This window comes from Paracoccus contaminans (assembly GCF_002105555.1).
GTDB classification, from domain to species: domain Bacteria; phylum Pseudomonadota; class Alphaproteobacteria; order Rhodobacterales; family Rhodobacteraceae; genus Paracoccus; species Paracoccus contaminans.
Window position 1 is genome coordinate 2,739,209 of the sequence record NZ_CP020612.1, and the last position, 23,937, is coordinate 2,763,145.

Annotated in this window: 20 protein-coding genes; 15 read left to right on the top strand and 5 right to left on the bottom strand. The window is 69.1% G+C overall.

The genetic code is table 11. The annotated features are described in order from the left end of the window. Positions 1–16: 16 nt before the first annotated feature. Positions 17–7,804, bottom strand: coding sequence for a PLxRFG domain-containing protein (locus B0A89_RS13095; RefSeq protein WP_085378489.1), 7,788 nt, complete (start codon positions 7,802–7,804; stop codon positions 17–19). Then, entirely contained in the window at positions 7,789–8,001 is a 213-nt protein-coding gene (locus B0A89_RS13100) for a hypothetical protein (RefSeq protein WP_157115346.1), read from the bottom strand. The genes B0A89_RS13095 and B0A89_RS13100 overlap by 16 nt, the downstream gene beginning before the upstream one ends. 169 nt (positions 8,002–8,170) lie before the next feature. Here B0A89_RS13100 and B0A89_RS13105 point away from each other — a divergent pair, with 169 nt between their 5' ends. The 3 genes from B0A89_RS13105 (at position 8,171) to B0A89_RS13115 (ending at position 10,429) form a co-directional block, all read left to right on the top strand. Continuing rightward, positions 8,171–8,947: a VOC family protein gene (locus B0A89_RS13105; RefSeq protein WP_085378491.1), complete on the top strand. Its 777-nt coding sequence runs from the start codon at positions 8,171–8,173 to the stop codon at positions 8,945–8,947. Between the two features lie 350 nt (positions 8,948–9,297). Then, positions 9,298–9,735, top strand: coding sequence for an ElaB/YgaM/YqjD family protein (locus B0A89_RS13110; RefSeq protein ID WP_085378492.1), 438 nt, complete (start codon positions 9,298–9,300; stop codon positions 9,733–9,735). Between the two features lie 4 nt (positions 9,736–9,739). Next, complete coding sequence (locus B0A89_RS13115; protein WP_157115347.1) at positions 9,740–10,429, top strand: phage holin family protein; 690 nt, start codon at positions 9,740–9,742, stop codon at positions 10,427–10,429. Between the two features lie 68 nt (positions 10,430–10,497). On the opposite strand, the gene grxD is transcribed toward B0A89_RS13115, so the two are convergent. Beyond that, a complete protein-coding gene (grxD, locus tag B0A89_RS13120; RefSeq protein ID WP_085378933.1) occupies positions 10,498–10,860 on the bottom strand; it encodes a Grx4 family monothiol glutaredoxin in 363 nt (120 codons plus the stop codon). A 57-nt stretch (positions 10,861–10,917) separates the two neighbouring features. Further along, positions 10,918–11,160 (bottom strand): BolA/IbaG family iron-sulfur metabolism protein, encoded by a 243-nt coding sequence (locus tag B0A89_RS13125; RefSeq protein WP_085378494.1) that lies wholly within the window; start codon positions 11,158–11,160, stop codon positions 10,918–10,920. A gap of 598 nt (positions 11,161–11,758) precedes the next feature. Between B0A89_RS13125 and B0A89_RS13130 the strand changes: the two genes are divergently transcribed. Together B0A89_RS13130 and B0A89_RS13135 are read left to right on the top strand one after the other, a co-directional pair. Next, a complete protein-coding gene (locus B0A89_RS13130; RefSeq protein ID WP_085378495.1) occupies positions 11,759–14,758 on the top strand; it encodes a LysM peptidoglycan-binding domain-containing protein in 3,000 nt (999 codons plus the stop codon). Positions 14,759–14,894: 136 nt separating this feature from the next. Further along, positions 14,895–15,245: a hypothetical protein gene (locus tag B0A89_RS13135; protein ID WP_085378496.1), complete on the top strand. Its 351-nt coding sequence runs from the start codon at positions 14,895–14,897 to the stop codon at positions 15,243–15,245. A gap of 53 nt (positions 15,246–15,298) precedes the next feature. Here the strand turns inward: B0A89_RS13135 and B0A89_RS13140 are convergent, their stop codons facing one another. After that, a complete protein-coding gene (locus B0A89_RS13140) occupies positions 15,299–16,330 on the bottom strand; it encodes a hypothetical protein (protein ID WP_157115348.1) in 1,032 nt (343 codons plus the stop codon). A gap of 317 nt (positions 16,331–16,647) precedes the next feature. Between B0A89_RS13140 and B0A89_RS13145 the strand changes: the two genes are divergently transcribed. The 10 genes from B0A89_RS13145 (at position 16,648) to B0A89_RS13195 (ending at position 23,933) form a co-directional block, all read left to right on the top strand. After that, positions 16,648–17,490, top strand: coding sequence for a hypothetical protein (locus B0A89_RS13145; RefSeq protein ID WP_169712171.1), 843 nt, complete (start codon positions 16,648–16,650; stop codon positions 17,488–17,490). Between the two features lie 2 nt (positions 17,491–17,492). After that, positions 17,493–17,795: a hypothetical protein gene (locus tag B0A89_RS13150; protein WP_085378499.1), complete on the top strand. Its 303-nt coding sequence runs from the start codon at positions 17,493–17,495 to the stop codon at positions 17,793–17,795. A 13-nt stretch (positions 17,796–17,808) separates the two neighbouring features. Then, positions 17,809–18,264, top strand: a complete 456-nt coding sequence (locus tag B0A89_RS13155; RefSeq protein WP_085378500.1) for a hypothetical protein — start codon at positions 17,809–17,811, stop codon at positions 18,262–18,264. Between the two features lie 14 nt (positions 18,265–18,278). Further along, positions 18,279–18,512: a hypothetical protein gene (locus tag B0A89_RS13160; RefSeq protein ID WP_157115350.1), complete on the top strand. Its 234-nt coding sequence runs from the start codon at positions 18,279–18,281 to the stop codon at positions 18,510–18,512. Positions 18,513–19,113: 601 nt separating this feature from the next. Next, entirely contained in the window at positions 19,114–19,446 is a 333-nt protein-coding gene (locus B0A89_RS13170) for a hypothetical protein (protein WP_169712172.1), read from the top strand. Positions 19,447–19,506: 60 nt separating this feature from the next. Beyond that, positions 19,507–20,316 (top strand): type III secretion system inner membrane ring lipoprotein SctJ, encoded by an 810-nt coding sequence (gene sctJ / locus B0A89_RS13175; RefSeq protein ID WP_085378504.1) that lies wholly within the window; start codon positions 19,507–19,509, stop codon positions 20,314–20,316. Next, positions 20,313–21,191: a hypothetical protein gene (locus tag B0A89_RS14860; RefSeq protein WP_169712173.1), complete on the top strand. Its 879-nt coding sequence runs from the start codon at positions 20,313–20,315 to the stop codon at positions 21,189–21,191. Before sctJ ends, B0A89_RS14860 begins: the two co-directional genes overlap by 4 nt. Beyond that, positions 21,188–21,772, top strand: a complete 585-nt coding sequence (locus B0A89_RS13185; RefSeq protein WP_085378506.1) for an HrpE/YscL family type III secretion apparatus protein — start codon at positions 21,188–21,190, stop codon at positions 21,770–21,772. Before B0A89_RS14860 ends, B0A89_RS13185 begins: the two co-directional genes overlap by 4 nt. Next, positions 21,769–23,385, top strand: a complete 1,617-nt coding sequence (locus tag B0A89_RS13190) for a FliI/YscN family ATPase (protein WP_240558558.1) — start codon at positions 21,769–21,771, stop codon at positions 23,383–23,385. The genes B0A89_RS13185 and B0A89_RS13190 overlap by 4 nt, the downstream gene beginning before the upstream one ends. Then, entirely contained in the window at positions 23,382–23,933 is a 552-nt protein-coding gene (locus B0A89_RS13195) for a hypothetical protein (RefSeq protein ID WP_085378507.1), read from the top strand. Before B0A89_RS13190 ends, B0A89_RS13195 begins: the two co-directional genes overlap by 4 nt. Positions 23,934–23,937: the final 4 nt, after the last annotated feature.

Below are 23,937 nucleotides of genomic sequence, written 5' to 3' on the forward strand. Positions count from 1 at the left end.
CGGCCGCGGCCCGCGCCTAGAACGTCGGCACGGGCTTGGGCAGGGATGCCGTCAGCCGTTCGGTCAGCCTCGGGTTCAGGTTGACCCCGATCTGCGCCCGCTCGGCGGCCCGCTCGCGCCCGCGCCAGCTGGCCCGGATCGTCTCGGACGTGATCGGCCACTCGGGCACATCGCGGTTGAAAGCCATGATCTCGTCGATGACTTTTGCCGGGATAGGCTCACCCGCCTTGATCGCGTCCACCGCGCGCTTGTGCAGGCGCTGGCGCCGGGTGTTGATCTCGGCCTGCCCCTTCCGCAGCATGTTCGCCTGCTCGTACCGCTCCGCTACCGCCGCTGGCGTGAAGCCCAGCGACTGCTGCAAGACGTTCAGTGGCGATACATTCTCAAGGATGATGTCGCCGTCCTTGGTCTGCACGCCTTCCCACGCATAGCGCGCCGCCTTCATCGGGTCACGCACGGCCTTCGGCATGATCCGTTCGGTACCGCGCCAGTATTCGCCCTCGGCAATGTCGGACAGCCCCATGGGGACGCTGGCCGCCATCCAGCCGATCGTGGGCCCGAGCGCGTCCTTGACGTACTGCCAGCCCGCCTCGTCGGCCTTGATCCCGTCGCGCTGCTCGCGCAGCCAGAGTTCGGGCATCCCGATCCGGTTGGTCAGGTCGACGCCCGTCACCTGGCCCGGCACGCCGTTCAGCACCGCGCCCATGGCGAAGTTCCAGGCCGTGGTCGGCAGGCTATCCCCCTCGAACAGCAGCGCGTCCTGCAGCCATGCGTCCAGGTCGTCGTCGTCACCCGGCAGGAACATCGACAGCAGCGTGGTCAGCAGCGCATAGCCCCAGACCCCGCGTATCCCGGCGTGCGCGAACATGGACAGCGTGATGCCGACCGCCTGCAACCGCGCCTCGCGCCGCAGCTCCGGCGTCGCGCCGTTGAACGTCTGATGCAGGTCGCGGAACAGGCGATAGAGCATGTTGACCTGGAAGCTGCGGAAGGTCGTCAGCAGCTTGCCCAGGTCATTTTGCATGAAGCGCGGGCGCGAGTTGTTCTGCGCGTCGAAGTGCGCCGCCCATGTCGCGTCCGTCGCCGCGTCGATCGCCGCAGCGTGCGTGAGCCCGTCCTCGCGCCCGAGGCGATAGGCCGCCACGAACGTGACCTCGCGGTTCATCCTTTCCGCGTGGTGGAAGAAGAAGCCCAGGGCACGCTGCACCTGATCCCGTGCCGGGCTGTGGCTGACGCCATGGTCGGCGATCTCGGCCAGGCTATGCGCCTGCGTCCGGTCGATCACACCGCGCCGCAAAGCCTCGTCCAGCGCGGCCTTCTCGTCGCCGGTCAGCACGTTGCTGTTCTCGAGATAGCCCTTCGCCCGCGTGAAATCCCGCATCGCGCGCATCAGGTGCCGGGCCACGCCGGGCACGCCGGCCTTCTGGAACCGGGCTGCCAGCATCGGCGCGCCGACCACGGTGGTCTGCGTGATGTTGACCAGCGCCGCCGCCGGCGAGGCTGCCAGTTGCAGCGTGAACGCCATACCCGATGCCGCGGCGATCAGGGGCGATCCCTGCGGGTTCATCGTGAAGGCGTGCCGCTGGCGCATCTCGTTCACGACCGCCTGGGCGCGGTTCGGATCGGGCTGGCGCTTCGCTTCCTCGGTCGCCTCGTCCAGATCGTCCTCGAGGCGCAGGCCCCATTGCAGCTTCGCCAGCTGGTGCCCGCCGTGGAACAGGTGGTCGCCATAGGCCCGCAGCGCGTCGGTGCTGTAGCCGGCGCGGCCCTTACGGTGGATGCTGCTCTTGCGGATCGACTGATCGGGCAGGGTTTCCAGCCACCGCTGCCAGATCGCGTCCATGACCTCGGGGCTGGCGCCGGTATCGGCGAGGATGCCTTCCACATCGGCAACGAAGGACGGATCAACCTGGCGCCGCAGGTCCGCGGACTCGGACATGACGCCATGCTGGACCCGGCCCGGTGCCGTCTTCTCGGCCTCGGCCGCAAAAGCGCGCTGCGCCCCGGCCGTCTCGAACAGGCTGAACGACACGACCTTTCCGTTCTCGTCCCGCACGGTGACGAAAAACTGGCCGTGACGCGCCAGCGGCACATAGGGGCCCGACAGGCGGTTCCCCTCGAAGACGGCGCGCAGCTTCTGCAGCCGCGCCCGGCCGTTGACCTTGGCCGACTGCTCGATCTTCGCCAGCCGCGCGTCGGCCTCGGCAATCGCCGCGTCCCGCTCCGCGCCGGTCAGCCCCTCGTCGTCGATCTCGCGCAGCGCCTTGGCGTGGTCGCGCTGCGCCCGGCGCACCGCGATCTCGGACGCCAGTTCGATGTTCTTCAAGATCGCGTCCTCGAACGCATCGCCGATCGCGTCATAGTCCCCGCGGACCCGGCCCCACATCGCGCGGAAGCCCTCGGGCAGCGCCTTGAACCGGGCCGACAGGTCGGCATGGGCGCGGGCGCGGGCCGCCTCGCGCGCCACGCCTTCCGGGTCAGCCATGGATACGTTGCGCGGCTCGAACGGATTGGACGGGTCCACCTGGGCGATGGTCGCCTCATGCAGCAGGTCCATAAACGCCCGGTTCCCGTCAGCGTCCTTGCGGCGCAGCTTCATCCATTCCTGCGCGGTGTCGGCCGCGCGGGCGTGCCAGGCGGTGCGCTGCGCGTCCATCTCGTCCTTGTGGGCGATGTAGGACTGCGCGGCCAGCAGGTTGCGGCCCAACTCCTTGAACAGCGGTCGCCCCGGAACCAGGGACAGCACGTTCCAGCGCGTCGAGCGGCCCATGGCGTCGGTCAGCAGGTCCGACCAGAACTCGCCGCCCTTGCGCCATCCCTGCGATCCGAACGCCTGACCTGCCTTGCGGGCGCGTGCGGTCAGCGCGGCGCGGACCTCGGACAGGTCGCGCTGTTCCTTGACGGCTTCGGCCTTGGTGAATACCTTGACGACAGTCCCGCCGTCGTTTCGGACGTTAGAGAGAAGGATGCGCTTCAGCGCATAGGCATCTTTCGCGGCGGGCGCTTTCTTCCACATCGTGTTGACCGCCGCCTCCCCTCGGGACTGGCGGATTTCTTCGACCAAGAGAACCGTCCCGTCGGGCATTTCCCTGATGTAGGTGATGGCTTCGCGGCCGATCCGGGTTTTGCTTCCGAACGCCACAGCATCAGGGTCGGCGATGATCGCGCCGATCTGCTCAATGTCGGATTCGGTGATCGCCACCTGACCGCGCCGGGCCTCGCTGGACGCGCCGCCGTGCCGACCGAAGATATGGCGCACGGCTGACCCGTCGATGACGTGACGCAGCCCGCTCATGTCGATGCCCGCATCTTCGGCAGCGCGGGTTACCCATTCTGCCGCTGCGCCAGTCTCGGCCTTTTCCGGCGCGTGGCCCGGGCGTTTGGCCGCGGCGATCACGTCCGCCACCGTCAGGGATGGCTTGCGCTGATCCTTGACGGAATCATGGTCAGCGTCCATGTTCAGGGTGCCGAGCCGGGGGGATGGAGACCGATCCCCCCACAAGTCGCGGAGACGGGCTGTTGACCTTTCCGTGCGGCGCGGCGACTGCCTATCATACCCACCGCCGCCGCCGGGCCCGCCCGGGCCGCGCCCGCCGACCTCGCCGCGCGCGATGCGCTCCATGACCCGCGCCGCGTCCTCGAAGCCCTCGCCGCGCAGCGCCGACGCGACCGCCCGGAAGAAGGACCGGATCGCCTCGAGCGCCGACCGCAGCGGGCCGCCGTCGACCTCGCGCCGCCCGGCTGCCCAATCCGCGAACATCTCGGCGACCGCTTCCTCCATCTGACCCGCTGCGTCCAGGTCGGGATACGCCGCCCGCACTGCCGCCATAAGATCGGCGTCGGCCCGCGCCGCCTGCACCAGGGCCCGCCATTCGTCGGCCGTGAACAAGCCGTGCGACGCGCCCCATCGCTGCCCGTCGCGCAGCGCATGGATCATCTCGTGATCCAGCGTGTGCAGCCAGCCGCGCCCGCGGTCGCGCAGGATCGAGATGACGCCCTTCGCATAGGTGCCGCCGGCGCCGGTCACACGGCCAGCCTCGACGCGCAGCCCGATCTTGCCCAGCAGCCCGGCCCGGTCCAGCGCCTCGGCCGCCGCCGCGTTGATCCGGCGCGCGGCCTCGGGGGTGATGGTCGAATGGGCGTTGACAGGAGCGGGCGCAATGTCGAGATTGATCTCGACGGGGTTGTCTTCCAGACCGTAAGCGGCTTGCCCGCCCATCGAAGCAGACTGCTGCTTGACCCCGCCATCGCCACTTTGGCGAGAGGTGGAGCCGCTCCGGGCTTCAGCTACCCGATTAGCCGCTCCACCTTCTGCATCGCCACGATCCGTGGACAGGTCATAGTGGAAAGTGCCGTTGGCGTCCTCTCGGAGCGTGGCGATTAGGCGATAAGGCTGCCCGTCGATCGAGACGGTGGCACTGACTTTGTGGAACGTCTGCCGTTCGGTGCCAGGTTTTTCACCGCTGCGGGTCGATACCAGTTTCGCCCCCTCGATCATTTGCCGCAACGCGGGAACGGCACGCAGGATAACGTCCCCCTTCCTGCCCCCCAGCTTCTTGCTGCCGGTGCGGCCAAACTGAACGTGCCAGCCCGTTGATTTCATCACGGCGACTGTGCCGATCAGATTTTTCCGATACCAGGATTCGGCCTTCTTGCTGAGCTGCAGCATATCCTCCCACGGCCCAAGTTCGTTGCCAGTCAGGGTGGCAACTGGTTCGGGGTTGGGCGCTGGATACATCAGCGGATCGCTATTGACGGCGGAATCGGGGACGCCGATATTGAGGGTGTCGGCGCCGAGTTCCATATCTGGCTCCACGCGGGACTCCCGCGCGCCCATCGGACCTTGGGTCCGGGTGCCGACACCGCCGCGCTCGGCGTTGACAGAGGCATCCTCGAACGCAAAATTGAAGTCGTCGGCGCTGCCTTCCAATGCCGGAGCGAATACCTGCCCCTTGCCGGGGTTCAGATTCACCGCGGGCTTTTGCCCGGCGCCGACGACTTCATCCGGCACCTGCCGGTCAATGTCGCGCTGCTCCATAGCGCCAGGGCCCGCGTTGACAGGGGCTGTGGAGAGCGGCGAGGTCTTGCCCTGCCCATCTTCCGCGCCTACATTATCCGTGCCGTTCTGGCCCTTGGGATCAAGGGGGCCGTCTATCGGTGAGACGCTGGGCCCGGCGCTCTCCCAGAGCGGTTTCTTCTTGGCATACTGACCGCGCCGGATAGGGGTGGCCGTCCGTACATCGTAGAAATCGCCGCTTGCGTCAGGTTCCAGCTGCACAATCAGCAGCCCCTTTTTGCCATCGTCCATCACAGGATCAAGCGCCCGGCCTTGGCGCGCATAGACGGCTTGAAACCCACGCCCGACCTGCGACACGAACGCCTCGACGCTCGGGTATCCAAGGCTTCGAATATGCTCTCCGTGGCGCTGCTCGATGTGCTGCAATCCCTTTGCGGGGTCGCCGCTACGCAGGCGGATATGGCCACCCTGCCGGCCGATACGTTCTGCTATCTTCGCAGTGATTTCACCGAAGGACAGACTGCCATCCGGGGCGCGGACGAAATCGGTGGTCAGCCCTTCGCGCTGTCCGCCTTCACCCGCTTGCGGATCGCGGCGGCCTGCGTCTGCAGGTTCTGCCGGTCCTGCGGGTCCGGCTCCTGCTGGGACATCTTGTCCATCACCCGCGCCATCGCTGACATCGCCAGCGGCGAATAGCCCACCTTGCCCTTTTCGGACTGCATCAGCCTTCCTTTCGTCATCGACCAGCTTGCGGCGCACGCCGGCGGCAGCGCCGATCGGATCAGCCGTTGCACCCAGCATATCAGTGCCGGGCTGGCTCCGCATCCCCTCATCGGCGAAAAGGATCAGCCCGCGTGCCAGCCGCTCGCGGCCCCGCGCGGTGCGATACGATGCCGGCGCATCGCGGAACATCAGCGTGAGGAACGCCTTGCCCATCGGCGACACGGCGTCGCCCGAGAACATGTCGCCCTGTCCGACGAACTCGTCGACCTTGCGGCCCGCCCGGCGGGCGCGGTCCACGATCCGAACCGCTTCCAGCAGCGCCTCGGTCTGGTCCATCTCGGGCGCAATGGCGGAATCCTTGGCCGCGTCGCGCATCTGCGCCCAGCGGGGCGCCACATCCATCAGCGCGCCGCCGATCGCCTTGATGCTGCCGTCCGTCGCCTCCATGACGGCGCTGACCAGATCGGCGTCGCCATAGGCCCGGGCCAGCAGCGCAGCCTGCACGCGGCGCACCGCGTCCTGCGTCATGGACCCGTCGTCGCGGATCAGGTTGCCCATCTCGGCCGGGGCCACGACTTGGCCGAGGAAACCTCGCACGAAGTCACGGTTGCCGGCCGCATCGACCTCACCGCCGCGGTACAGATCGAGGACCGCGGGCGACAGCACCTTGGCGTCGGCCATGGCCTGCTCGCTGGCGCTCATGGCCTGGGTGTCGCGCTCGTTCGCCTCGCGCGCGGTCGCGGCGAGGGTGTCGGTGTCCATGTCCTCGTTGATGGTGCGGACCAGAACCGGGCGCTTGAAGCCGCCTTCCGGGTACCCCTGGGATTTCAGCCATGCGCGATAGCCGTCCGCGGTGCCTTCGGCATAGGCGCGGCGCAGCGCCAAGGTGCGGCCGTTGCCGCTGATGACCACACCGCCCTTCGTGGCGATCGGGGCGCCGGCGCTGGCCTGCGGGTTCTCGCCCAGCAGCTCGGGCCGAATGTCGGCCGCGATCTTGCGGATCTGCTCCTGCGAGCGGTTGCCGCTGCGGTCGCGCGGCTGCAGTTCCTGGGGGAACGCCGGGTTATCCCGGCCGTCGTCCAGTTGCGAGGCGGTCAGGTCGTCCAGTTCGACAAGCGCATACTCGACAGCGATCTCGCGCCCGCGCGCCGTGATCGCCTTGCCGGGCTTGATCGGCTTGCGGGTGATTTCGCCCGTCGGTTGCGCAGTATGCAGTTCTTGCACATTGCCCTGGTCATCGCCAGTTTCGGCCTGTACCTGCTGGGGCGCCGGGCTGATTTCCTCGGGCGATCCGGCAGGACGTTCCGCGCGCTGCACGGGGCCGTTTGCGAGCTGGCGATCGTCTGGCAGGGTTCGGTGCGTGCGCTGCCCCTCGCCGGGGGCATCGACCCAGCCGCCGGTGTCGTCGCGCTTCACCGCCTGCACCGTGATGTCCTTGGTGGCGGGGTCGAACGCAATCACACGGTCATGGCCGCCGCCGTAGCTGGCGATGATGTTGCCGGGCGCGAGATAGTCCGCTGTTCCAGCGTCCCGAATTGCGGCCTTTGCCTTGCCCTTCGCCCGGTTCAGCGAGGCGAGAAAGTCCCGACCAGAACCGGAGCGGACAGGCGGGGCAGTCTTAACTGCGCTTTGGTCCGCTGACCGACCTCCAACTTTCGCCGCGTTCTGTTGGGTCTGGGCCGTCGGCCCGCTTACCGACTCCGGGACTGCGGCGGGCTGGGGGGCTGCGCTCGGTTCAGCACCGTCTCGATCAAACTGCGGATCACGGGGTCCATTGTCAGCGTCCTCGGTTGCGACAGGCGCGGGGGTTGTGGCTTCAGGCTCAACCGCCGGCGCGGCGGTGCGTTCCCACTCGTCGGCCCGGTCGGCGTTCACGAAGACGCCGCCGTCCTTGCGGAAACTGTAGGGGTCGATCTCATCGGCCTTGGCCTTCGTCACGCCCTGCAGGACGTAGCCGGTCTTGACCTTGCCCTTGGCGGTGGTGTGCGTGACCGGGCCGGCCGCGCGGGCGGCGGTCAGCGGCGCTGACAGCGGGTGTGTCGCGCGGTTTACTGCACCGTCCACGTCGCCGGCATCAGCGACACCAGCATCGCCTTGCGCAGAGCTGGCAACAGGTGCGGCGACGGGCTCTCTGGCGGGACCACCTCGCCCACTCTCGTCTGCGGGCGGCTGTCCAGCCAGATTCGCAGGCCCAGCCATTCCTGCTCCGTCAGCAGGCCCAGCCGGCGCAGTTCCCTCGCCGCGTCGATCGTCGTCAGCATGTGCCCGTAGGGCGTCGGTTGCCTGTGCATCGGTCGCGCCCTCCGGGGCGATGGACGGCGCGGGCAACTCGGCCGGGTTGGGCTTGGCCCCCTTCGGTGAGGCCTTCGCGGCCTCGTCGATCCGCAGCGCCAGCGTGCGCGCCTTGTCAAAATCGACCGGGGACAGGGTATGCTCGATTCCGTCAGCCCGCACGACCGCGTTGCCCGGCTCGCCTCCTCCAAGGGGCGCCTCACGCTTGGCACGGGCACGGTGCCCCTGCTGGACCTGCTCGGCGATCCGGCTCTGGCGCCCGGAGACAGGCGGCAGGCGGGCCTTTTCCACACCGCCTTCCTGATGCCCTCAAGGGCCGAGCTGGGCCGCTGGCTGGCCCATGCGGCGGCAATGCGCGTGCCGCTTCAGGGCGCGTCGGATCACATCGTCAGCGAGGCGATCTATCTGGCCGACCCCGAGGGCAACGGGATCGAGGTCTATGCCGACCGCCCGGTGGCGCGCTGGCATGGCCCTGCGGGTGAAATCCGGATGTCCACCGATCCGCTTGACATGCAGGCGCTGTTGAGGGCCGCGGATGGAACGGAATGGTCGGGTTTTCCCCAAGGAGGCACGATCGGCCATGTCCATCTTCAGGTGGGCGACACGGCAGAGGCGGATCGCTTCTATTCGGCCGTGCTCGGCCTCGATATCGCTGCGCGTTACACGGGGGCCAGTTTCTACGGCAGCGGCGGCTATCACCACCAGCTTGCCGGCAATATCTGGAACAGCCCCCGCGCCGAAAGGCGGGCCGAGGGAGCGGCCGGATTGGGCGCCATCGAAATCATCCTGCGCGAGGCTGCCGATCTGAGGGCCATTGCTGATCGCGCGCAAGGCGCTGGCATCGCGATCAGTAAGGGCGATGACGGCCTGACCATCCGCGATCCCTGGAACACGGCCATCATCCTGAGGGCTTGAGGACGCATCCTGTTTGCAGAAAATGCAGCGGGCCGCCGACTGTTGCCCTATGCAGGCCAAGGGCGAGGGGGCGGCCGCGACCCGGTCATCCCGGACGGCAGGGCCGGGATGACGGGCGAGCACGCCTGGCGCACGGCGGCGCTGTCACCTTATGTCGCTCTGGTCAGACGTTGCGCCGCGCCCAGCCTCATGAGGCGCCCACTGCCTCGAGACGGCCCGCGCGTCGGTGGTGGGCCCGCGTCGCGTCATGCACGCCAGGGGATGCGGATTCCGCCGGGTGGCAGGGAACGAAAGGGCGCAGCAGCCGTTTGGATGCCATCACACATCAACAATCCTGAAAGGATGCAGCGATGGCCAACAACCAGACCGCCTCGGATCTCAAGAACGATCTCAAGGACACCGCCAACAAGACCGCCGACGACGTGAAATCCGGCGTGAACAAGATGGCGAATGACGTGCGCGGCGCCACCGACGAAGCGGCCGACAAGCTGCGGCAGACCGCGTCGGACGTGCGCAGCACGGCTGCTGACCTGGCTGATACCGCGCGCGAGAAAGGCTCGGAATATCTCGATGCCGCGCGCGAAAAGGTCGACGCTGTCCGTGAGAAGGGCGCCGAGATGGCGGATCGCCTGTATCGTGAGGGCGAGCGCCGCGCTGACGAGGTTGCGCAGTATGCGGGCGATTACTATGACGAGCTGTCGGACATGGTCCGCCGCAAGCCTGCCCAGGCGCTCGGCATCGCCGCGGGCGTCGGCTTCCTTGTCGGCCTGATCCTCGCGCGCCGCTAATCGCATGTTCGATTACGCGCGCAAGATGCAGCTTGCCTTGAGTGACGCGGGTCGCCGCGTCGCTCTCAAGGCGGCAGCCGGCGTCGTCGCGCTCATCGGGGCAGGGTTCCTGCTTGCCGCGCTGTGGACGTTCCTTGCCCGCAATCTCGGCTGGGGCCCGCTCGGGGCCTCGCTTGCCATCGGCATCATCTTCGTGGCGATCGCCGGGTTCCTGTTGTCACGGTCCAAGGCAGTGACGCATCCGGTGCCCACTACCGAAGAGCTGAAGGCCGAGGTCGAGACGAGGGTAACACTTGCCACAGACGCAGCGCTTGAAAAGGCGCGCGGAAAGGCAACCGAGGTCGTCGACACCGTCGAGGCTAAGGTCAGCGGGCTGGTCGAGAATGTTGCAGACCGCGCCAGCCGCTTTGCAAGCGATGCCGAAGCCAGGGTTCAGGGCTTTACCCGCAACGTCGCGGGCGAGGCTGCCAGCAAGGTCGGCCTGACGCCGAAATTCTTTTCCGAGGCCCAGGATACCATCGATCGGGTCAAGGATTCGAATGCGGTGACCATTCCGCCGCTGCTTGGCGCCTTTGCTGTCGGCATTGCCTTGGCAAGCAAGGTCCAGCAATGGCGGCATCGGGACGATTACCCCGGCTATGATGCCGAGGACTTCTATGACGAGGATGATTACGACAGCGACCGTTATCGCTGATCATTCATCGCAACGACAAAAGGGCCGCATCCAGCGGCCCTTTTTCCATGATGGATCAGGCTGACGCGTCAGCTGTTGGCTTCGCGGATCTTGTCGGCGGCGGCCTTGTCATAGGCGACGCCCGCGCGGTCGAACAACTGGTCCAGCTCGCCCGACAGGGTCATCTCGGTCACGATATCGCAGCCGCCGACGAATTCGCCCTTGACGTAAAGCTGGGGAACGGTGGGCCAGTCCGAGAAGTCCTTGATGCCCTGGCGCATCGCATCGCTGGAAAGAACGTTCACGTCGCGGTAGGCGACTCCCATATAGTTCAACACCCCCGCTACCCGGCTGGAAAAGCCGCATTGCGGAACCTCACGCGTGCCTTTCATGAACAGCACGACGTCATTCTCATTGATCAGGTCCTGGATTTCAACGCGGGTATCGGTCATGGCAGAAGCGTTCCGTTTGACGGTGCCGATCATGCGGCAGGGAAGGGGAAAAGGCCATCAATCCGGCGCTTTGGTGGTCAATGCAAGCGCGTGCAGCGCGCCGCTGGGCCCATCCATGATGCCGTTCAGCGCGGCATAGACGAGCCGCTGCTGCTGGACGCGATTGAGACCGCGAAAACTTTCGTCGATGACCTCAGCGGCGAAGTGGTTTCCATCGCCCGCCAGATCGGTAATCGTCACCCGGCCGTTGGGGAAAGCAGCCTGGATCAGTGTTTCGATCTGGTGCGCTTCCATGGCCATGTGCGGCTGTCCTTCTGGCTGATGCCGCCTTCATCTATGCGCCGCCGCGTTAGGCCGCAAGGGCAAGGGCGTATCGGCATGCAGCGGCGCGGATGTCACGCCCCGGCCCCACTTGCGGATAAGCCGCAGCGGACAGCCGCGCGCCACCGTCACCGGCCGCTGTGCCGCGGGATGCCCGGTGATCGGTCAAGGCGCGCTGCCCACGGGGCAGGGCAGGGCAGTGACGGGGAACGAAAGGTGAAATATCGGGACGGACCAAGGGCTTGGCAGAAGCCGCCGATCCAAACGTTCCTGCGCAGGGCCGATCCCCTCATTCCGTCATGCAGACGCACTAGGCGGCGGGCCGAGGTCTGCCTAGCGGCAGGACCTTATGTGGATTTTCAGGCACAAGCGCGAGGGCCGTTCGCCTGCGCGGTCGGCGCCAGCCCATTGGCGGCCATTGCGTGAAGCGTTCGTCACAAGCTGTTCACACAACTGCTGCAGCTTGGCTGCGCGGCCGTCACAATCTTGCATCAGGCTTTCGCCACCGAACCGGGGCAGGTGCCTGCTTTGCCCTGCCTATCCAGACGCCAGCAAGGCCGAGACAAGGAGAACCTACATGCTGGACCGGCTGCGTGACCGCCTGCGCGACATGATCAAGCCCCTGCACATTCCGCATTTCCCGCGCAGCCCGGTGCTGCCACCCCGGCCTCCCGCTGCCCATCCTCCGGCGGCTGCTGCCCATCCTCGGGCGGCCAGCGCACCGGCCCATGTGGCTGCGCCCCGTCCTGCGGCGGCAAAGGCTGCGGCTGCAACGCAGTCGGGCATCCCCGAGGCGGCACGAGGCACGCTGGACGGCGCCCGGCTGAAGAAAGGCATTGATGCGCTGAACAGCGACGGCGACCGCGCCATCCTGCGCGTCACGCCCGAGGTCAAGGCTCAGGTGAACCTGCGCGGTATCAAGGTCGGCCCCAAGGCCCAGCTGGGCGCGCAGATCAGCGTCACGCGGAACGGCGACGACGATGCCAAGGCAACCTATACCGTCCGCTATGACAAGCACAGCCTGGGCGCCCTGGCGGCCGAGGCCGGTGCCAGCACAGTCAAGGGCGGTGCGGGCAAGGGCGCGATCGATCCCACGCTCAAGGCGGAACTGGGCGGCCAGACCTTTGATGCTGTCGAGATGACCTTTGCCAGCAAGGCCGATGCGCGCCGCGCCGCCGACACGCTGCAGCGCCTGCAACTGGCGGACATGGCGGATGACGCGGTGGACATGGCAGCCTCGGGCGCGCCGCTGCCGGTCAAGCTGCCGTTGAAGGCCGCTGACAGGACGCTTTCGGGCGGCGGAGAAAACCCCATCGCCAACCCGTTGACCCATGACGGGGCGCCCGGACGGCTGGCGAGCAAGTTCGCAGGGGTCGAGCAGGACGATCTCGATTTCCTTCAGAAGAACGTCAGCGCCTATGAGCAGACCATCGGATCGCGCGGGCGACTGGCGGCCGAGGTCAAGGGCGATCTCAAGCTCCTCGACGGCGCGCTTGAGGGCCGGGTCGACGGCAGCCAGCGCATCTCTCGCCGTGTCGAAATGCCGGCCGAGGGCAAGGACGGGTCGGTGACCTATTCGTTGTCGCAGAACCTGCGCCTGTCGGCCAAGGAACGCGCCACCCGCAAGCTGGAACAGATGACCGGCGGCGTTCTGGCCATCAAGGCGGACAACCGGCTTGAGCTGGCGAACGCCACCACGACGGCCAGCCTGCGCTATTCCATCCCCGCCGGCACGGACCTGACCGCTTCTGCGGGCGGACGCCCGGTGCCCGAGGCGGATGCCCGCTCGAACCGGATGCAGATGACGCTGGACAGGGTGTCGGTCGAAAACCGTCTGCAATGGCGTGACCAGAGCCTGACGGATCTGTCGCGCGGCGACAGCACCATCGTGACCGAACGCCTGATCCTGGATCGTCCTGACAACCTGCGCAGCGCGGCCGACAGGCTGTTCAAGGGCGATTTCAAGGGATCGGCTGCTGCGGCCGGCGCCCGTATCGAGCTGCAGGCCGATGACGTGCGCGCGACGGGCACCGATACGCAGCCTGGCTTCAAGATCGACCTGAAGATTGCGGATGCCGAAGGCACGGCGATCCTGGCTGCGGGTCTTGATGACGTGGTTGCGCGCCGCCAGGCGATCGTGCAGGCCGGCACGCCGGCAACACCCGGAACGCCCGGCACCCCCCCGACCATCGCGCGGGACATTCCCCCCGAGCCCGCCGATGACGGCAAAACCTATGCGGTTCAGCCCTATGTGGGGGCGCAGATCCGCAATGCCCCGGCCGGGGAATCCCTCGGGGTGATCCAGTCGGGCAGCTTTGTGCGCGATGCGGGCGGTCGCCAGACGGATGGCGAAGGCCGCGGCTGGATGCAGGTCACCGGCACCGACGAGAAGGACCGCCCTGTCGAGGGCTGGGTTCGATCGGACCTGCTGGTGCGCCACGACGCCGCAAAGGGCGCGATGGACCAGCAGGGCCGGATCAACCCCAGCAACGAATACAACCGGATGGACCGGATCACCGTCCAAAAGGACGACAACCTGTGGAACCTCGCCAAGGAACACGGCTGGGACTACGACAGGACGCTGGCCGCCAATGGCGGGCATCTGCGCAACCCCTCGCTGGTCTTCAAGGGCGACACGGTCTATGTGCCCGATTCCGCCAAGGGGCCAAAGCCGGTCGAACGGGCCGTCCCCGGCACGCCGGCCGTTCCGGGCACGCCCGGCACCGCCTCGGTCGAAACCCGCTCCAGCGGGCCGACAGACGCCCCGGCAGCGGGCGGCCCTGCGCCCGCCCAGCAGGCCCCCGGCGCTGTTCCCGGCACCGGCGCGGCGGGCGTGGGCCCCAATGACGTGCCGGGCCGTCCGTCGCTGGGCACCATCCTCTCAGGCAACCAGGTTGCGTCCGATACCGATCTGCGCAAATGGAAGCCCGATCTGCTGAAGGGCACAGGCGGTATTCTGGCCGACGTGGCGGCCGAAGCCGCAAGCAAGCTGGGCATCGACCTCAAGACCGACCTGGACCGGCTGGACCGGACCCGCTTCAACGGGACCGAGGCCGCGGTGCTGGACCGGCTCAACCCCATGGATCAGCTGAAGTGGATGAAGATCACCCAGGAAACGGGGAATGACGCCATAGCCGCTTATCCGCAGCTGGCGGGCAATCGGTCCAATGCGGGCGATCCCATCAATGACGGCCATGTCGACGCCTATCGCCATGCCTTGTGGAGCGCGCGGATGACCCAGGCCTTCGGCCAGTCCTGGACGAAGGAATACACCACCGCGCATGAGATGGCCCCCGGCAACCCCGCCGCGCGCGAGGCGATGGACCTGCACAACAACGAAGTCGGCCGCAGCATCGCCCTCCAGAACCCGCATGCATCCGACGCCGATCTGCAGGCACTGGTGCGCACGGCTGTCAATCGCGGCGATCTGGTCGTCGTGGACAAGTCGGGGAACCTGGCATGGTCGGATCGGGTTGCGCTGGGCCAGCATGGGAACATCAGTCCCGGCTCGGCCGAGGGCAAGCCGAACCCCCGCCTTGCCCCCAACCCCGACCGGGCAGACCCGACCCGGTCGTGACCGGGCAGGGGCGCGGGCGGTCGCCGGCGGCTGTCCTTCGGGACAGCCGGGCCGTGCCGCGGCTTGATGCCCCGCTTGCCAGCGGCCTGTCCCTGCCTCGTCCGGCCGGCGGCCGCCAACTGGAAGGAGCCGACAGATGAACCCGATGAAAGGGGCGCTCGCCGCCCTGATCCTGACCGGAGGACAGGCCATGGCCGAACCCGCCAGCTTTGACCGCGACGGCTGGGCAGCCCTGGCCGGAAGCCCCGACGCCTCTGCCCCGCGTGCCGCGATGGTCGAGGCGGCGGTGGCCCAGGTTCCGGCCGGAACCGCACAGGCGGACGTGCTTGCCCGCCTGGGAGAGCCGGACCAGCGTTTCGACAAGGCATGGGCCTATATGACCGGGCCTACCCTGTTCGGCGGGGAATACACCGCGCTTCTGGTCAGCTTTGACGATGCCGGAACGGTCGTTTCGGCAAAAGAGGTCAGCACCAAGACCTGGCAGTAAGCCCCCGCCCCGTATTCGGGGCAGGGCAGGCGGGTTTCCTGCCGATCAGGCGCCTACCATCCTTGCGTGCTGTAGCGGTAGGATTCCCAGCTGTGCATTTCCCCCGTCATGGCTGACCAGTTGTTCAGCCGCTGCAACTGCGTGGCGCCGCCGGTCAGACCGGGTGCGCCCGGGGCGGCGCTGCCCGCCATGGACCTGGCGGTCAGCAGCTCAGCCAACGGCCCCGCAAAGGCCCCCTTGCGCAGAAAGCGCGCAAGCTCGGGATTGGCAGCGGCCTCGGCTTTGGTCAGCGGAATGGCGATGCCGCCAAGCCAGCCGGGCAGGTCCTCTGTTCCCGTGACCGCGCGGATCAGCGCGGCCGGCGGCATTGCCTCGACATCCAGAACCGAGGCAGCCAGGCGGCGCTGGCTGGGATTGAGACGGTCCCAGGCCGCCTCGGCCCCCGCGGCCCAGGCATTCATCCGCGCCGGCTGCACGCGATCCTGGGATGCCTCTTCCGTGGCATCCCAGAAGGCTGCTGGTTTCAGCGTCGGGCGATAGCCGGCGCGCTTGGCCAGCCGGGCAAAGGCGGCCTCGTCCCGCGCGGTCAGCTCCAGCGCGCCATCCCTGCGCAGGACGGGGTCAGCCTGATCCCAGCTGGCCAGCACCGGATGGGTGCTGGCGTCCATGCCAGCGATCTGGATGGCCTCGGCAACCGCCTCGCGGGTGAAATCCTCCATCATGGCGCGGGTTGCGGGGTGCTCGGCGCTCAGGGCAAGGCGCGCGCCCTGGGCGATGGCGCGGGGCATCGCCGGAACCATGTCCGGCCGCGTGGCGGCCAGCCGGTCGAACAGGACAGCCATCACCTGCCCCAGCCGGGTTTCGCCGCCCTGAGGGGAAGGGGCGGGACCGGGCGCGCCCGCAGCGCCCTCGGCAGGATAGGGTTCGGCCGAACCGATCAGCCGCGCGATGGCCGCGCCAGCCTGTGCCGCCAGGGCATCCAGATCGCCCCCCCCGCTGCCTACGCCCTTGCCGTTGCGGGAAACCGGCGGCGCGCCTGCTGGGGTGCCGGACGCGCCGCTCGTCCTGCCATCCGCGGTTGCCATGGGCAATTCTACGGTTCGCTGTCCGGCACGGGCAGCTGCATCCTGCGCGGCCGCGGGCGGGGCCGATGGGGCAGGCAGCGGGGCAAGCAGGGGCAGCGCCAGCGCAGCGGCAGGCAGGGACATGCGGATCATGCGCGGCAGGGACATCCTCGGCTCTCCGGTTCTTGGGGTGCGCGTGAGGGCTAGGCTGCGCATGTGACGGTTTGCCGACAGGCGGCAAAGGTGATCGGTGGAAATCTGCCGATGCGCAAAGTCACGCCGTTAATGCGTCTTTGTCATGCTGCTGTTTCAATCGCGCCTTTTGTTGCGCGGCGGAGATGAAGATGACCGACGCAATGCGGGCGCTGCCCCCCCAGACCAGGGCAGCCCGGCCCCAGCCCGAGCCGGCCGCTGCCCTGCGGAGCCGATTGGCGCCTCCTGCGGCTGCGCGGGCCGGGCGTGGAACGCGCGTGCTGGGCCTGGCGGGGGTACTGGTTATTGCGCTGGGCCGGGCATCTTCCGCTCTGCCCGCCCCGGTGCAGGGGGCGGGGGATCAGACATTCCGGGCGCTGCTGCTTGAGCAGTCGTTCCCCTATCAGGCCAAGGACGTGACACTGACCGATCTGATGCACGAGATGAGCCGCAGGACCGGCCTGCCCGTCGTGGTGGGCGACGGGCTGACCGGGCGCGCCGATGTGCAGAACGCCGATGGCAGTGTGCGCGGGCTGCTGGATCGCCTGGCGGACGAGGGGCGCATCGCCTGGTGGTTCGATGGCGCGGCCGTCCATGTCGAGGGGCCGGCGCTGGTCAGCCGTCTTCTGCCTCTGGCTGGCGTGCGCCCTGCCGATCTGGACAAGGCCCTTCGGGCGGTCGGCCTGACCGCAACCGAATATCCGATGCTGGCCGAACCCGATTCGCACATGATCCGCATCGTGGCCCCCCCGGGCTATGTCGAGACGGTAGAGCAGACCATCGCCGCCCTGGCCGCCGACAAGGCGCCCGTGGCGCAGGAGTTGCCCATCATCATCCGCGGCCCCGGATCGGCCGCGCGCCGTCCCGGCTCCTGGGCGCCGGGCAGCTATGGCGCCTGGGCCGTTCCCCAGGGCGCCGACCCCGTCACCAATCCCGGCCTGCCCCAGTATCGGGGCGCCCCTCAACCGACTGCCCCGCGAAAGGACTGATGATGACCTCTGCCGTGCCTGCCGACCAGACCGATGATCTGCACCTGCTGATGGCGACGGCGATCCTGTGTGGCCAGCGCGGGGTCGAGGCGCATCTGCTGCCGGTCTTTGACTCCTGGGCGCTGGCCTATCCGCGCGATGCGTTGGCGGGGATCGGGCGCGGGCTTTACCTCCTGGGCCAGGGCGATGCGGAAAGCGCCTTTCAGACTATCCGCCACGCCGCGGAAAATTCACTGACCCGCGCCGACCAGGCGCGCGACGTGCTGGAATCGCTGGCCGCGGACCTGCCGCAATATGCCGGCTGAGGAGGGGCGTGCCATGCAGATCGACCGCGCCGACATGAAGCTGATGATCGAGGCGGGATATTCCGGCCTGATGCGGGGCATCGACACGGATCTGAAGCCGATCTTCGATGCGATCGCAGAATGGATGCCGCAATATGCCGCCGGCCCGATCGGTCAGGCGCTGCTGCTGATGACGCGCGGCGAGTTCGCCGAGGCCGACCGGCGGCTGACCGAGATCATCGGGTCTGCCCTGCAGGGGCGCGACGAGGCCCGGGCGGTGCTTGCCATGTGCAAGACGCTGCAGAACGAACACGAACAGGCCCGCCAGTTGGCCGAGCAGTTGCAGGGGACCGGCGGCTATGCCGAAGGGTTCGCCGATGCGCTGGTCAACGGCGGCGACGAGATGGCGCCGCCCCCCGCGGGCGGCGGCGCCGAGACCGGGGCAAAGCCGCAGGCACCGGTCGCATTGGTCAGCGGCGATCATTCCTGAGCATGGAGAAGAAGATGAGCTTTCTGAATAGTATCGGCAAGGCGCTTGGCGGCGTCGGCAAGGCGCTGGGCGGTATCGGCCAGGCGCTGGGCGGCCTCGTGGACGCCTTCCGGGGCATCATGAACTCGCCCCTGGGCAGCATCCTCAAGACCGCCTTCCCGGTTCTGGGCGTGGCTTCCGGCGCGCTGAACCTGTTCGGCATGTTCGGCAACCTGTCGAACGGCATCGGCGGCGGCCAGAACTACTGACCTTTCTCACGGGGCAGGGCCAGGGTCGCCAGCAACGACCGGCCCTTGCCCCGATCCACCCCCCGCAGGTCCGCCTGCGGAGATTCCCGATCACTCACGGCCCGATGCACGCGCCGCAATGGACGACCCCAACCCGATGACTGCCACCGCCGCCCCCGATCGCATGGCTGCCGCGCCGCTGGCGCAGGCGCTGCGCCGGCTGGTGCGCGCCCGGCTGATGCGGGACCGCATGAGGCGGGACCGCGCTGCGCGGGCAAGCGGGTATCGTCCGGGCCGCTGCGTCATCAGCCCGTTCGGCCGCCTCGCGGCCTCTCTCGCGCGTCCGCCCCGTGATGCGCAACGTCCCCGGTCTGACCAGCCGGGTTCCGGTCCCCTGCCGCATTCCATGCCGGCCGGGCCGTCTCGCTGCGCTTCGCTGGGCCTTGGGCTGGCAGGTGGCGGCGGCGGCAGCCCTGGCCGTGCCTGCGCGATGATGGATGCGGCCGCCGGCTGTCAGGGGGCGTAACGCCCCAAGGCCCGTGAAACCGCAACCCGTGCTTATCCGTTACGGTCGCATCCGCACGACCTTGATCCACAGGCAGCATGATAGGAACCCGACATGGTGACCGCAGTGACCCAGATGACCGGCAGCGCCGTTGCCGCCGCCAGCGGGCAGGGCGCAGAAGGCGGCCCGCAGCTGAGCGAACTGGCCAGGCGTGCCCTGGACGGCTTGGGCGAGATGAGCGATGCTTATGCCGCATCCAGCCGCGCCGTCGAGGCGCAGATGTCCCGGCCCATTCCGGCGGGGGCCGATATCACCGCCCAGATCCAGGCCGCGCAGGACAGCATGCGCATCGCCATGCAGGTGCAGCAGCAGGTCCTGCAGTTCTCGATGGCGACCTCGATCTCGTCCTCGCTTGGCAACAACCTCAACAGCTTTCTCAAGGGCGCCTGACTGGCTCTGCGGCCGGTCGGCCCTTGTGACGGCGCCCTGAACGCGCGAACGGAAAACCCGATGCGTCTGTCCTTTAGGGCCGCGAGCCCGAGCGCGGCCCTGCGCCCTTGCGCAGCCCTGTGCCTTGTCCTGGCGCTGTCGGCCTGCAAGACCGAGATGTACAGCGGCCTTGGCGAACGCGAGGCCAATGACATGGTGGCCGCGCTGGTGGCCCAAGGCATCCCTGCCGACAAGAAGCCGGGGCCCGAGGGGCTGACCGTGCGCGTCGATCAGGCCCGCTTTGCCGAGGCGATGGCCATTCTGGAGGACAAGGGCCTTCCGGCGCAGAAATACGACACCATGGGCGAAGTGTTCAAAAAGCAGGGGCTGGTGTCCTCGCCCACCGAGGAACGGGCCCGGCTGATCTATGCCTTGTCCGAGGAACTGTCGCGCACCGTGGCAGAGATCGACGGCGTGCTGTCGGCGCGCATCCATGTCGTCCTGCCCGAGGCGGACATGCTTGGCCGAGATGTCAAGCCGTCCTCGGCCTCGGTGTTCGTGCGCTATGCGCCGGGATCGAACGTTGAGAACTACGCTGCGCAGATCAAGCTGCTGGTGGCCAATTCGATCGAGGGGCTGCTTTACGACAACATCACGGTGGTGATGGTCCCTGCCGCGACGGTGGCTGCCGATGCCGGATCAAAGGCCGCCCCCCGGCTGACCAGGGTGCTGGGCCTATGGGTGCATCCGGCCAGCGTGGGGCGGCTATGCGTCATGCTGGGCGCGCTCACGGCGCTGGCCTCGGCCGGGTTCCTCCTGGCGGGCTGGCCCTGGGTGCAGGCCCGTCGCCGCAAGCGGGCCGATCCGTTGATGACCGAGGCCGGTGCATGAGCCGCGCAAGCATGCAGACGCAGGTGAGGGGCGCCCCAGCGGCGCAGGCGGCGCCACCCGGAGCTGCGCAGGCCGGCGCAGCGGCCCCGCCCGCCCAGGACGCAGCCCCGCGCCGGCGGGTCGCCGCGCAGGCGCTGGCCGCCGCATCAGTGCGGCTGACTATTGCCAATCGCCGCGCCGGCTGGGCTGCCCTTGGCGTGACGGCGCAGGGCCGCGCGGCCGGGCGCATGGCGTGCCGGCTGGAACCCCTCGCGGGGCTGGACACGCTTAACCCTGCCTTGGTGCCGATCCTTGATCCCGATCGGGGCGAGCGCGTCATCGCTGCGGCCGCCGCGGCGCTTGCAGGCCTTGCGCTGCTGCGCTGCATCGCGGCCCAGGAACGCGCCCTGGCCGACCGGCTCGTTTCGGCCGAGGCGCGGGGCTTTGCGCTGCGCCATCCCCAGCTTGCGCTTGGCGATCCGGGCGGCGATCTGGCCGCTGCGCTGTCGCGCGCCCGCGGCCTTGCCGCCGCGGCCTGGCGCGCGAGGCTGCCCGCCGCGCTGGCGGCGGAATCCCCCGATCATCCCGCACCCATCGGCCAATGGGCTTCGCCCGCCGATCCATCCCTGCCCGGCACACGCGCCCGGACGGCCCCGGCCGGGGGCACTGTGGCGGGGCGCGGTGCGGCGCAGCCTGCTCCGGCCCTACCGACGCGCCGGGGTGGCGGGCATCTGCCGCTGGCCCGCCAGGCGGCTGCGGCGATCAGGGCGCTGCGCGGCAGGCGTGCTGTTGTATTGCCGCTGGCGCCCGGCGCCTTGTCCCCGGCAGACCGGCCGGCGCGGGCAATCGCGCTGGCGCTGGCCGAGATCGGCCCCGAAGCGCAGGGCGCGGCATGACCGGCACTGTTCCCCGCATCCTGAAGCGCGACCAGCTGGACGGCCTGCGGCGCGCCGAAGCCATGCTGCGCGAGGCCGAGGCGCAGAGCCAGGATACCCGTTCCGCCGCCGCCGCCGAGGCGCGCGCCCTGCTTGAGCAGGCGCAGCGCCGGGCGCTGAAGGAAAGTGCGCGCACCGCCTCGCGCTTGATCGCGCGGGCCGAGGAAACCGCCCGCGCCCGGCTGGACGGGCTGGAGCCGGAGATCGCCCGGCTTGTCGCGCTGACGGTGCGGCGCATCCTGGGCGACATCGAACCCGAGGCGGCCACCCGCGCCGCTGCGCTGAACGCGCTGCGGCAGCTGCGCGAACACCGGCAGGGCCGGATCTTTGCCGCCCCCGATATCGCGGCGCCCATCGCCGCAGCCGTGGACGCGGCCGGGCCCGCGGGCCCCGAGATCCTGTCAGTGGCAACAGACCCGGCGCTCGACCCCGGCCGGGCGCTGATGATCAGCGACCGCGGCAGCACTGAACTGGGCCTTGCCGCCCTGACCGAACAGGCGCTGCGGCCCTGGACCGAAGGCAGCGACGAGGCCGGCGCATGACCGCAGGCAACCGGCCCGACATACCGGCCCAGGCGGCTGCAACCGTCCCCGCCAGCACGCTGCCCGATTGCGGCGCCGCAATCGCTTCGCTGGGCCTGGCGGGTTCAGATGCCGCAATGGCCAGCTCGCCCGGCCTTGCCGGCGCGGCGGCCGGCACGGGGCTTGGCCCTGTGACCGATGACCGGCCTGCCGCGCCACCCCTGTTCCGGGACGCCGGCGGGGCAGACCCCGCCGCCTTGCCCCCTGCTGCCGGCGCGGCGGGAGATTGCGCCATCGACGGTGCGGCGGACGGAATGTCCCCCGACATTCTGGCCGAGGCGCTGCGCGCCCGCGCCAGCCGCGTTGCCCCGGTCGAGCTGCGCGGCCGCATCACCCGCATTTCAGGCTGCGTCATCCATGCCCGCCTTGCCGACGGCCGCATCGGCGAGGAATGCATCCTGCGCGACCCCGTCAGCCGTGTCGAAATGACCGCCGAGATCATCGGCTTTGACGGGGAACAGGCGATCCTGGCCCCGTCAGGCGACACCCGTGGCCTGTCGGGCCGCACCGAGGTCATCCCCACGGGGCGCGAGCCGATGGGCCCGGCCGGCCCGGCCCTGCTGGGCCGCGTCATCGACGCCTTCGGCCGCCCGCTGGACGGCGGTGCGCCGATCCCCGCCAGCGCGCCGCTGAATGCCGATCCGCCCGCCCCGCTGGACCGCCCCGTGATCGACGCGCCCTTCGTCACCGGGCTGCGGGCCATCGACGGGATGCTGACCATGGGCGAGGGGCAGCGCATCGGCATCTTCGGTGCGGCCGGGATGGGAAAATCCTCGCTGCTGGCGCAGATCATCCGCGGGGCCGAAGCTGATGCCATCGTGCTGGGCCTGATCGGCGAGCGTGGCCGCGAAGTGGCCGAGTTCCTGGAGCGCGACCTCGGCCCCGAAGGGCGCCGCCGTGCCGCAGTGGTCGTCGCCACATCGGATCGTCCTGCGACCGAACGCCTGCGCGCCGCGCTGACCGCCACTGCCGCGGCCGAGGCCCTGCGCGCCCAGGGGATGCGCGTTCTGCTGCTGATAGACAGCGCCACCCGCGTTGCCCGCGCCCTGCGCGAGATCGGCCTTGCCGCGGGTGAGCCGCCGGTGCGGCGCGGCTTTCCGCCCTCGACCTTTGCCCAGCTGCCGCGGCTGGTGGAACGGCCGGGCCGCACCGCCGAGGGCTCGATCACCGCGATCTATACCATCCTGGTCGAAGGCGACGATGACGCCGCCGACCCGGTCGCCGACGAACTGCGCAGCCTGCTGGACGGCCACATCATCCTGTCGCGCGATCTGGCCGCGCGCGGGCATTATCCTGCCATCGACATCCTGCGCTCCAAAAGCCGCGTGATGGGCGCGGTCGCCGATGCGGCCCAGGTCGCCGCCAGCCAGCGGATCGCCGCCCGCCTAGCCAAGCTGGACGAGATCGAGATCCTCGTGCAGGTCGGCGAATACCGCGAGGGATCGGATACGCTTGCCGATGAGGCGCTGGCGCTGCGCGAGTGGACCGATGCCTTCCTGCGGCAATCCCAGGACGATTGTAGCCCGCTGACGCAGACGCTGGACGCGCTGCTGGCCCTTGGGGATGCACGATGAGCGCCGGGGCAAGCCCGGCCCTGGTCCGCCGCCGGCTGCGCCAGACCGGCGTGCTGTCCCGGCTGGCGCAGTTGCGCCGCGATCTGGCGCTGGGGGCGCTGTCCGCCGCGCGGGCCGCATTGGCCGAGGCCGCCGCTGCCCGTGACGCGGCCGAGGCGCAGGCCCGCCTGCTGTCCGAGGAACAGGCGGCGCGGCGCGTGGCGCTGCGCTCTCCCATGCTGGGCAATGCGCAGCTGCGCGGCGCGGTCGAATCGGTGCTGAACACCTTTGCCGCCGACCGCGCCCGCGAGGCTGCCGCCCAGCAGGATGCCGCCGATGCGCAGGTCATGCTGGACGCCGCGCGCGCCGATGTGGAGACGGCGCGGCAGACACTGGCCGCTGCCGAGCGGCTGATCGACAAACGCGCGCGGATGCGCGCGCCGCTGCTGGAGGCGCGTGCCCGCGCACAGGAACGGGCAGAGGAACGCGAGGCCGAGGAACGCCGCAGCCTTGCGCAAGGATCGGCCTTGGCCGGCCCAGGCATGACGGGGCAGGGGGCGCAAGCATGAGCGG

Coding starts and splice junctions, on each gene's coding strand:
- B0A89_RS13100 (WP_157115346.1), bottom strand. CDS start 8,001: ATGCTGACGACGATCGACGCGGCGAGGGAACTGCGCCGGCTGGGCCTG.
- B0A89_RS13105 (WP_085378491.1), top strand. CDS start 8,171: ATGCTCGATTCCGTCAGCCCGCACGACCGCGTTGCCCGGCTCGCCTCC.
- B0A89_RS13110 (WP_085378492.1), top strand. CDS start 9,298: ATGGCCAACAACCAGACCGCCTCGGATCTCAAGAACGATCTCAAGGAC.
- B0A89_RS13115 (WP_157115347.1), top strand. CDS start 9,740: ATGTTCGATTACGCGCGCAAGATGCAGCTTGCCTTGAGTGACGCGGGT.
- grxD (WP_085378933.1), bottom strand. CDS start 10,860: ATGACCGATACCCGCGTTGAAATCCAGGACCTGATCAATGAGAATGAC.
- B0A89_RS13125 (WP_085378494.1), bottom strand. CDS start 11,160: ATGGCCATGGAAGCGCACCAGATCGAAACACTGATCCAGGCTGCTTTC.
- B0A89_RS13130 (WP_085378495.1), top strand. CDS start 11,759: ATGCTGGACCGGCTGCGTGACCGCCTGCGCGACATGATCAAGCCCCTG.
- B0A89_RS13135 (WP_085378496.1), top strand. CDS start 14,895: ATGAACCCGATGAAAGGGGCGCTCGCCGCCCTGATCCTGACCGGAGGA.
- B0A89_RS13140 (WP_157115348.1), bottom strand. CDS start 16,330: ATGGCAACCGCGGATGGCAGGACGAGCGGCGCGTCCGGCACCCCAGCA.
- B0A89_RS13145 (WP_169712171.1), top strand. CDS start 16,648: ATGAAGATGACCGACGCAATGCGGGCGCTGCCCCCCCAGACCAGGGCA.
- B0A89_RS13150 (WP_085378499.1), top strand. CDS start 17,493: ATGACCTCTGCCGTGCCTGCCGACCAGACCGATGATCTGCACCTGCTG.
- B0A89_RS13155 (WP_085378500.1), top strand. CDS start 17,809: ATGCAGATCGACCGCGCCGACATGAAGCTGATGATCGAGGCGGGATAT.
- B0A89_RS13160 (WP_157115350.1), top strand. CDS start 18,279: ATGAGCTTTCTGAATAGTATCGGCAAGGCGCTTGGCGGCGTCGGCAAG.
- sctJ (WP_085378504.1), top strand. CDS start 19,507: ATGCGTCTGTCCTTTAGGGCCGCGAGCCCGAGCGCGGCCCTGCGCCCT.
- B0A89_RS14860 (WP_169712173.1), top strand. CDS start 20,313: ATGAGCCGCGCAAGCATGCAGACGCAGGTGAGGGGCGCCCCAGCGGCG.
- B0A89_RS13185 (WP_085378506.1), top strand. CDS start 21,188: ATGACCGGCACTGTTCCCCGCATCCTGAAGCGCGACCAGCTGGACGGC.
- B0A89_RS13190 (WP_240558558.1), top strand. CDS start 21,769: ATGACCGCAGGCAACCGGCCCGACATACCGGCCCAGGCGGCTGCAACC.
- B0A89_RS13195 (WP_085378507.1), top strand. CDS start 23,382: ATGAGCGCCGGGGCAAGCCCGGCCCTGGTCCGCCGCCGGCTGCGCCAG.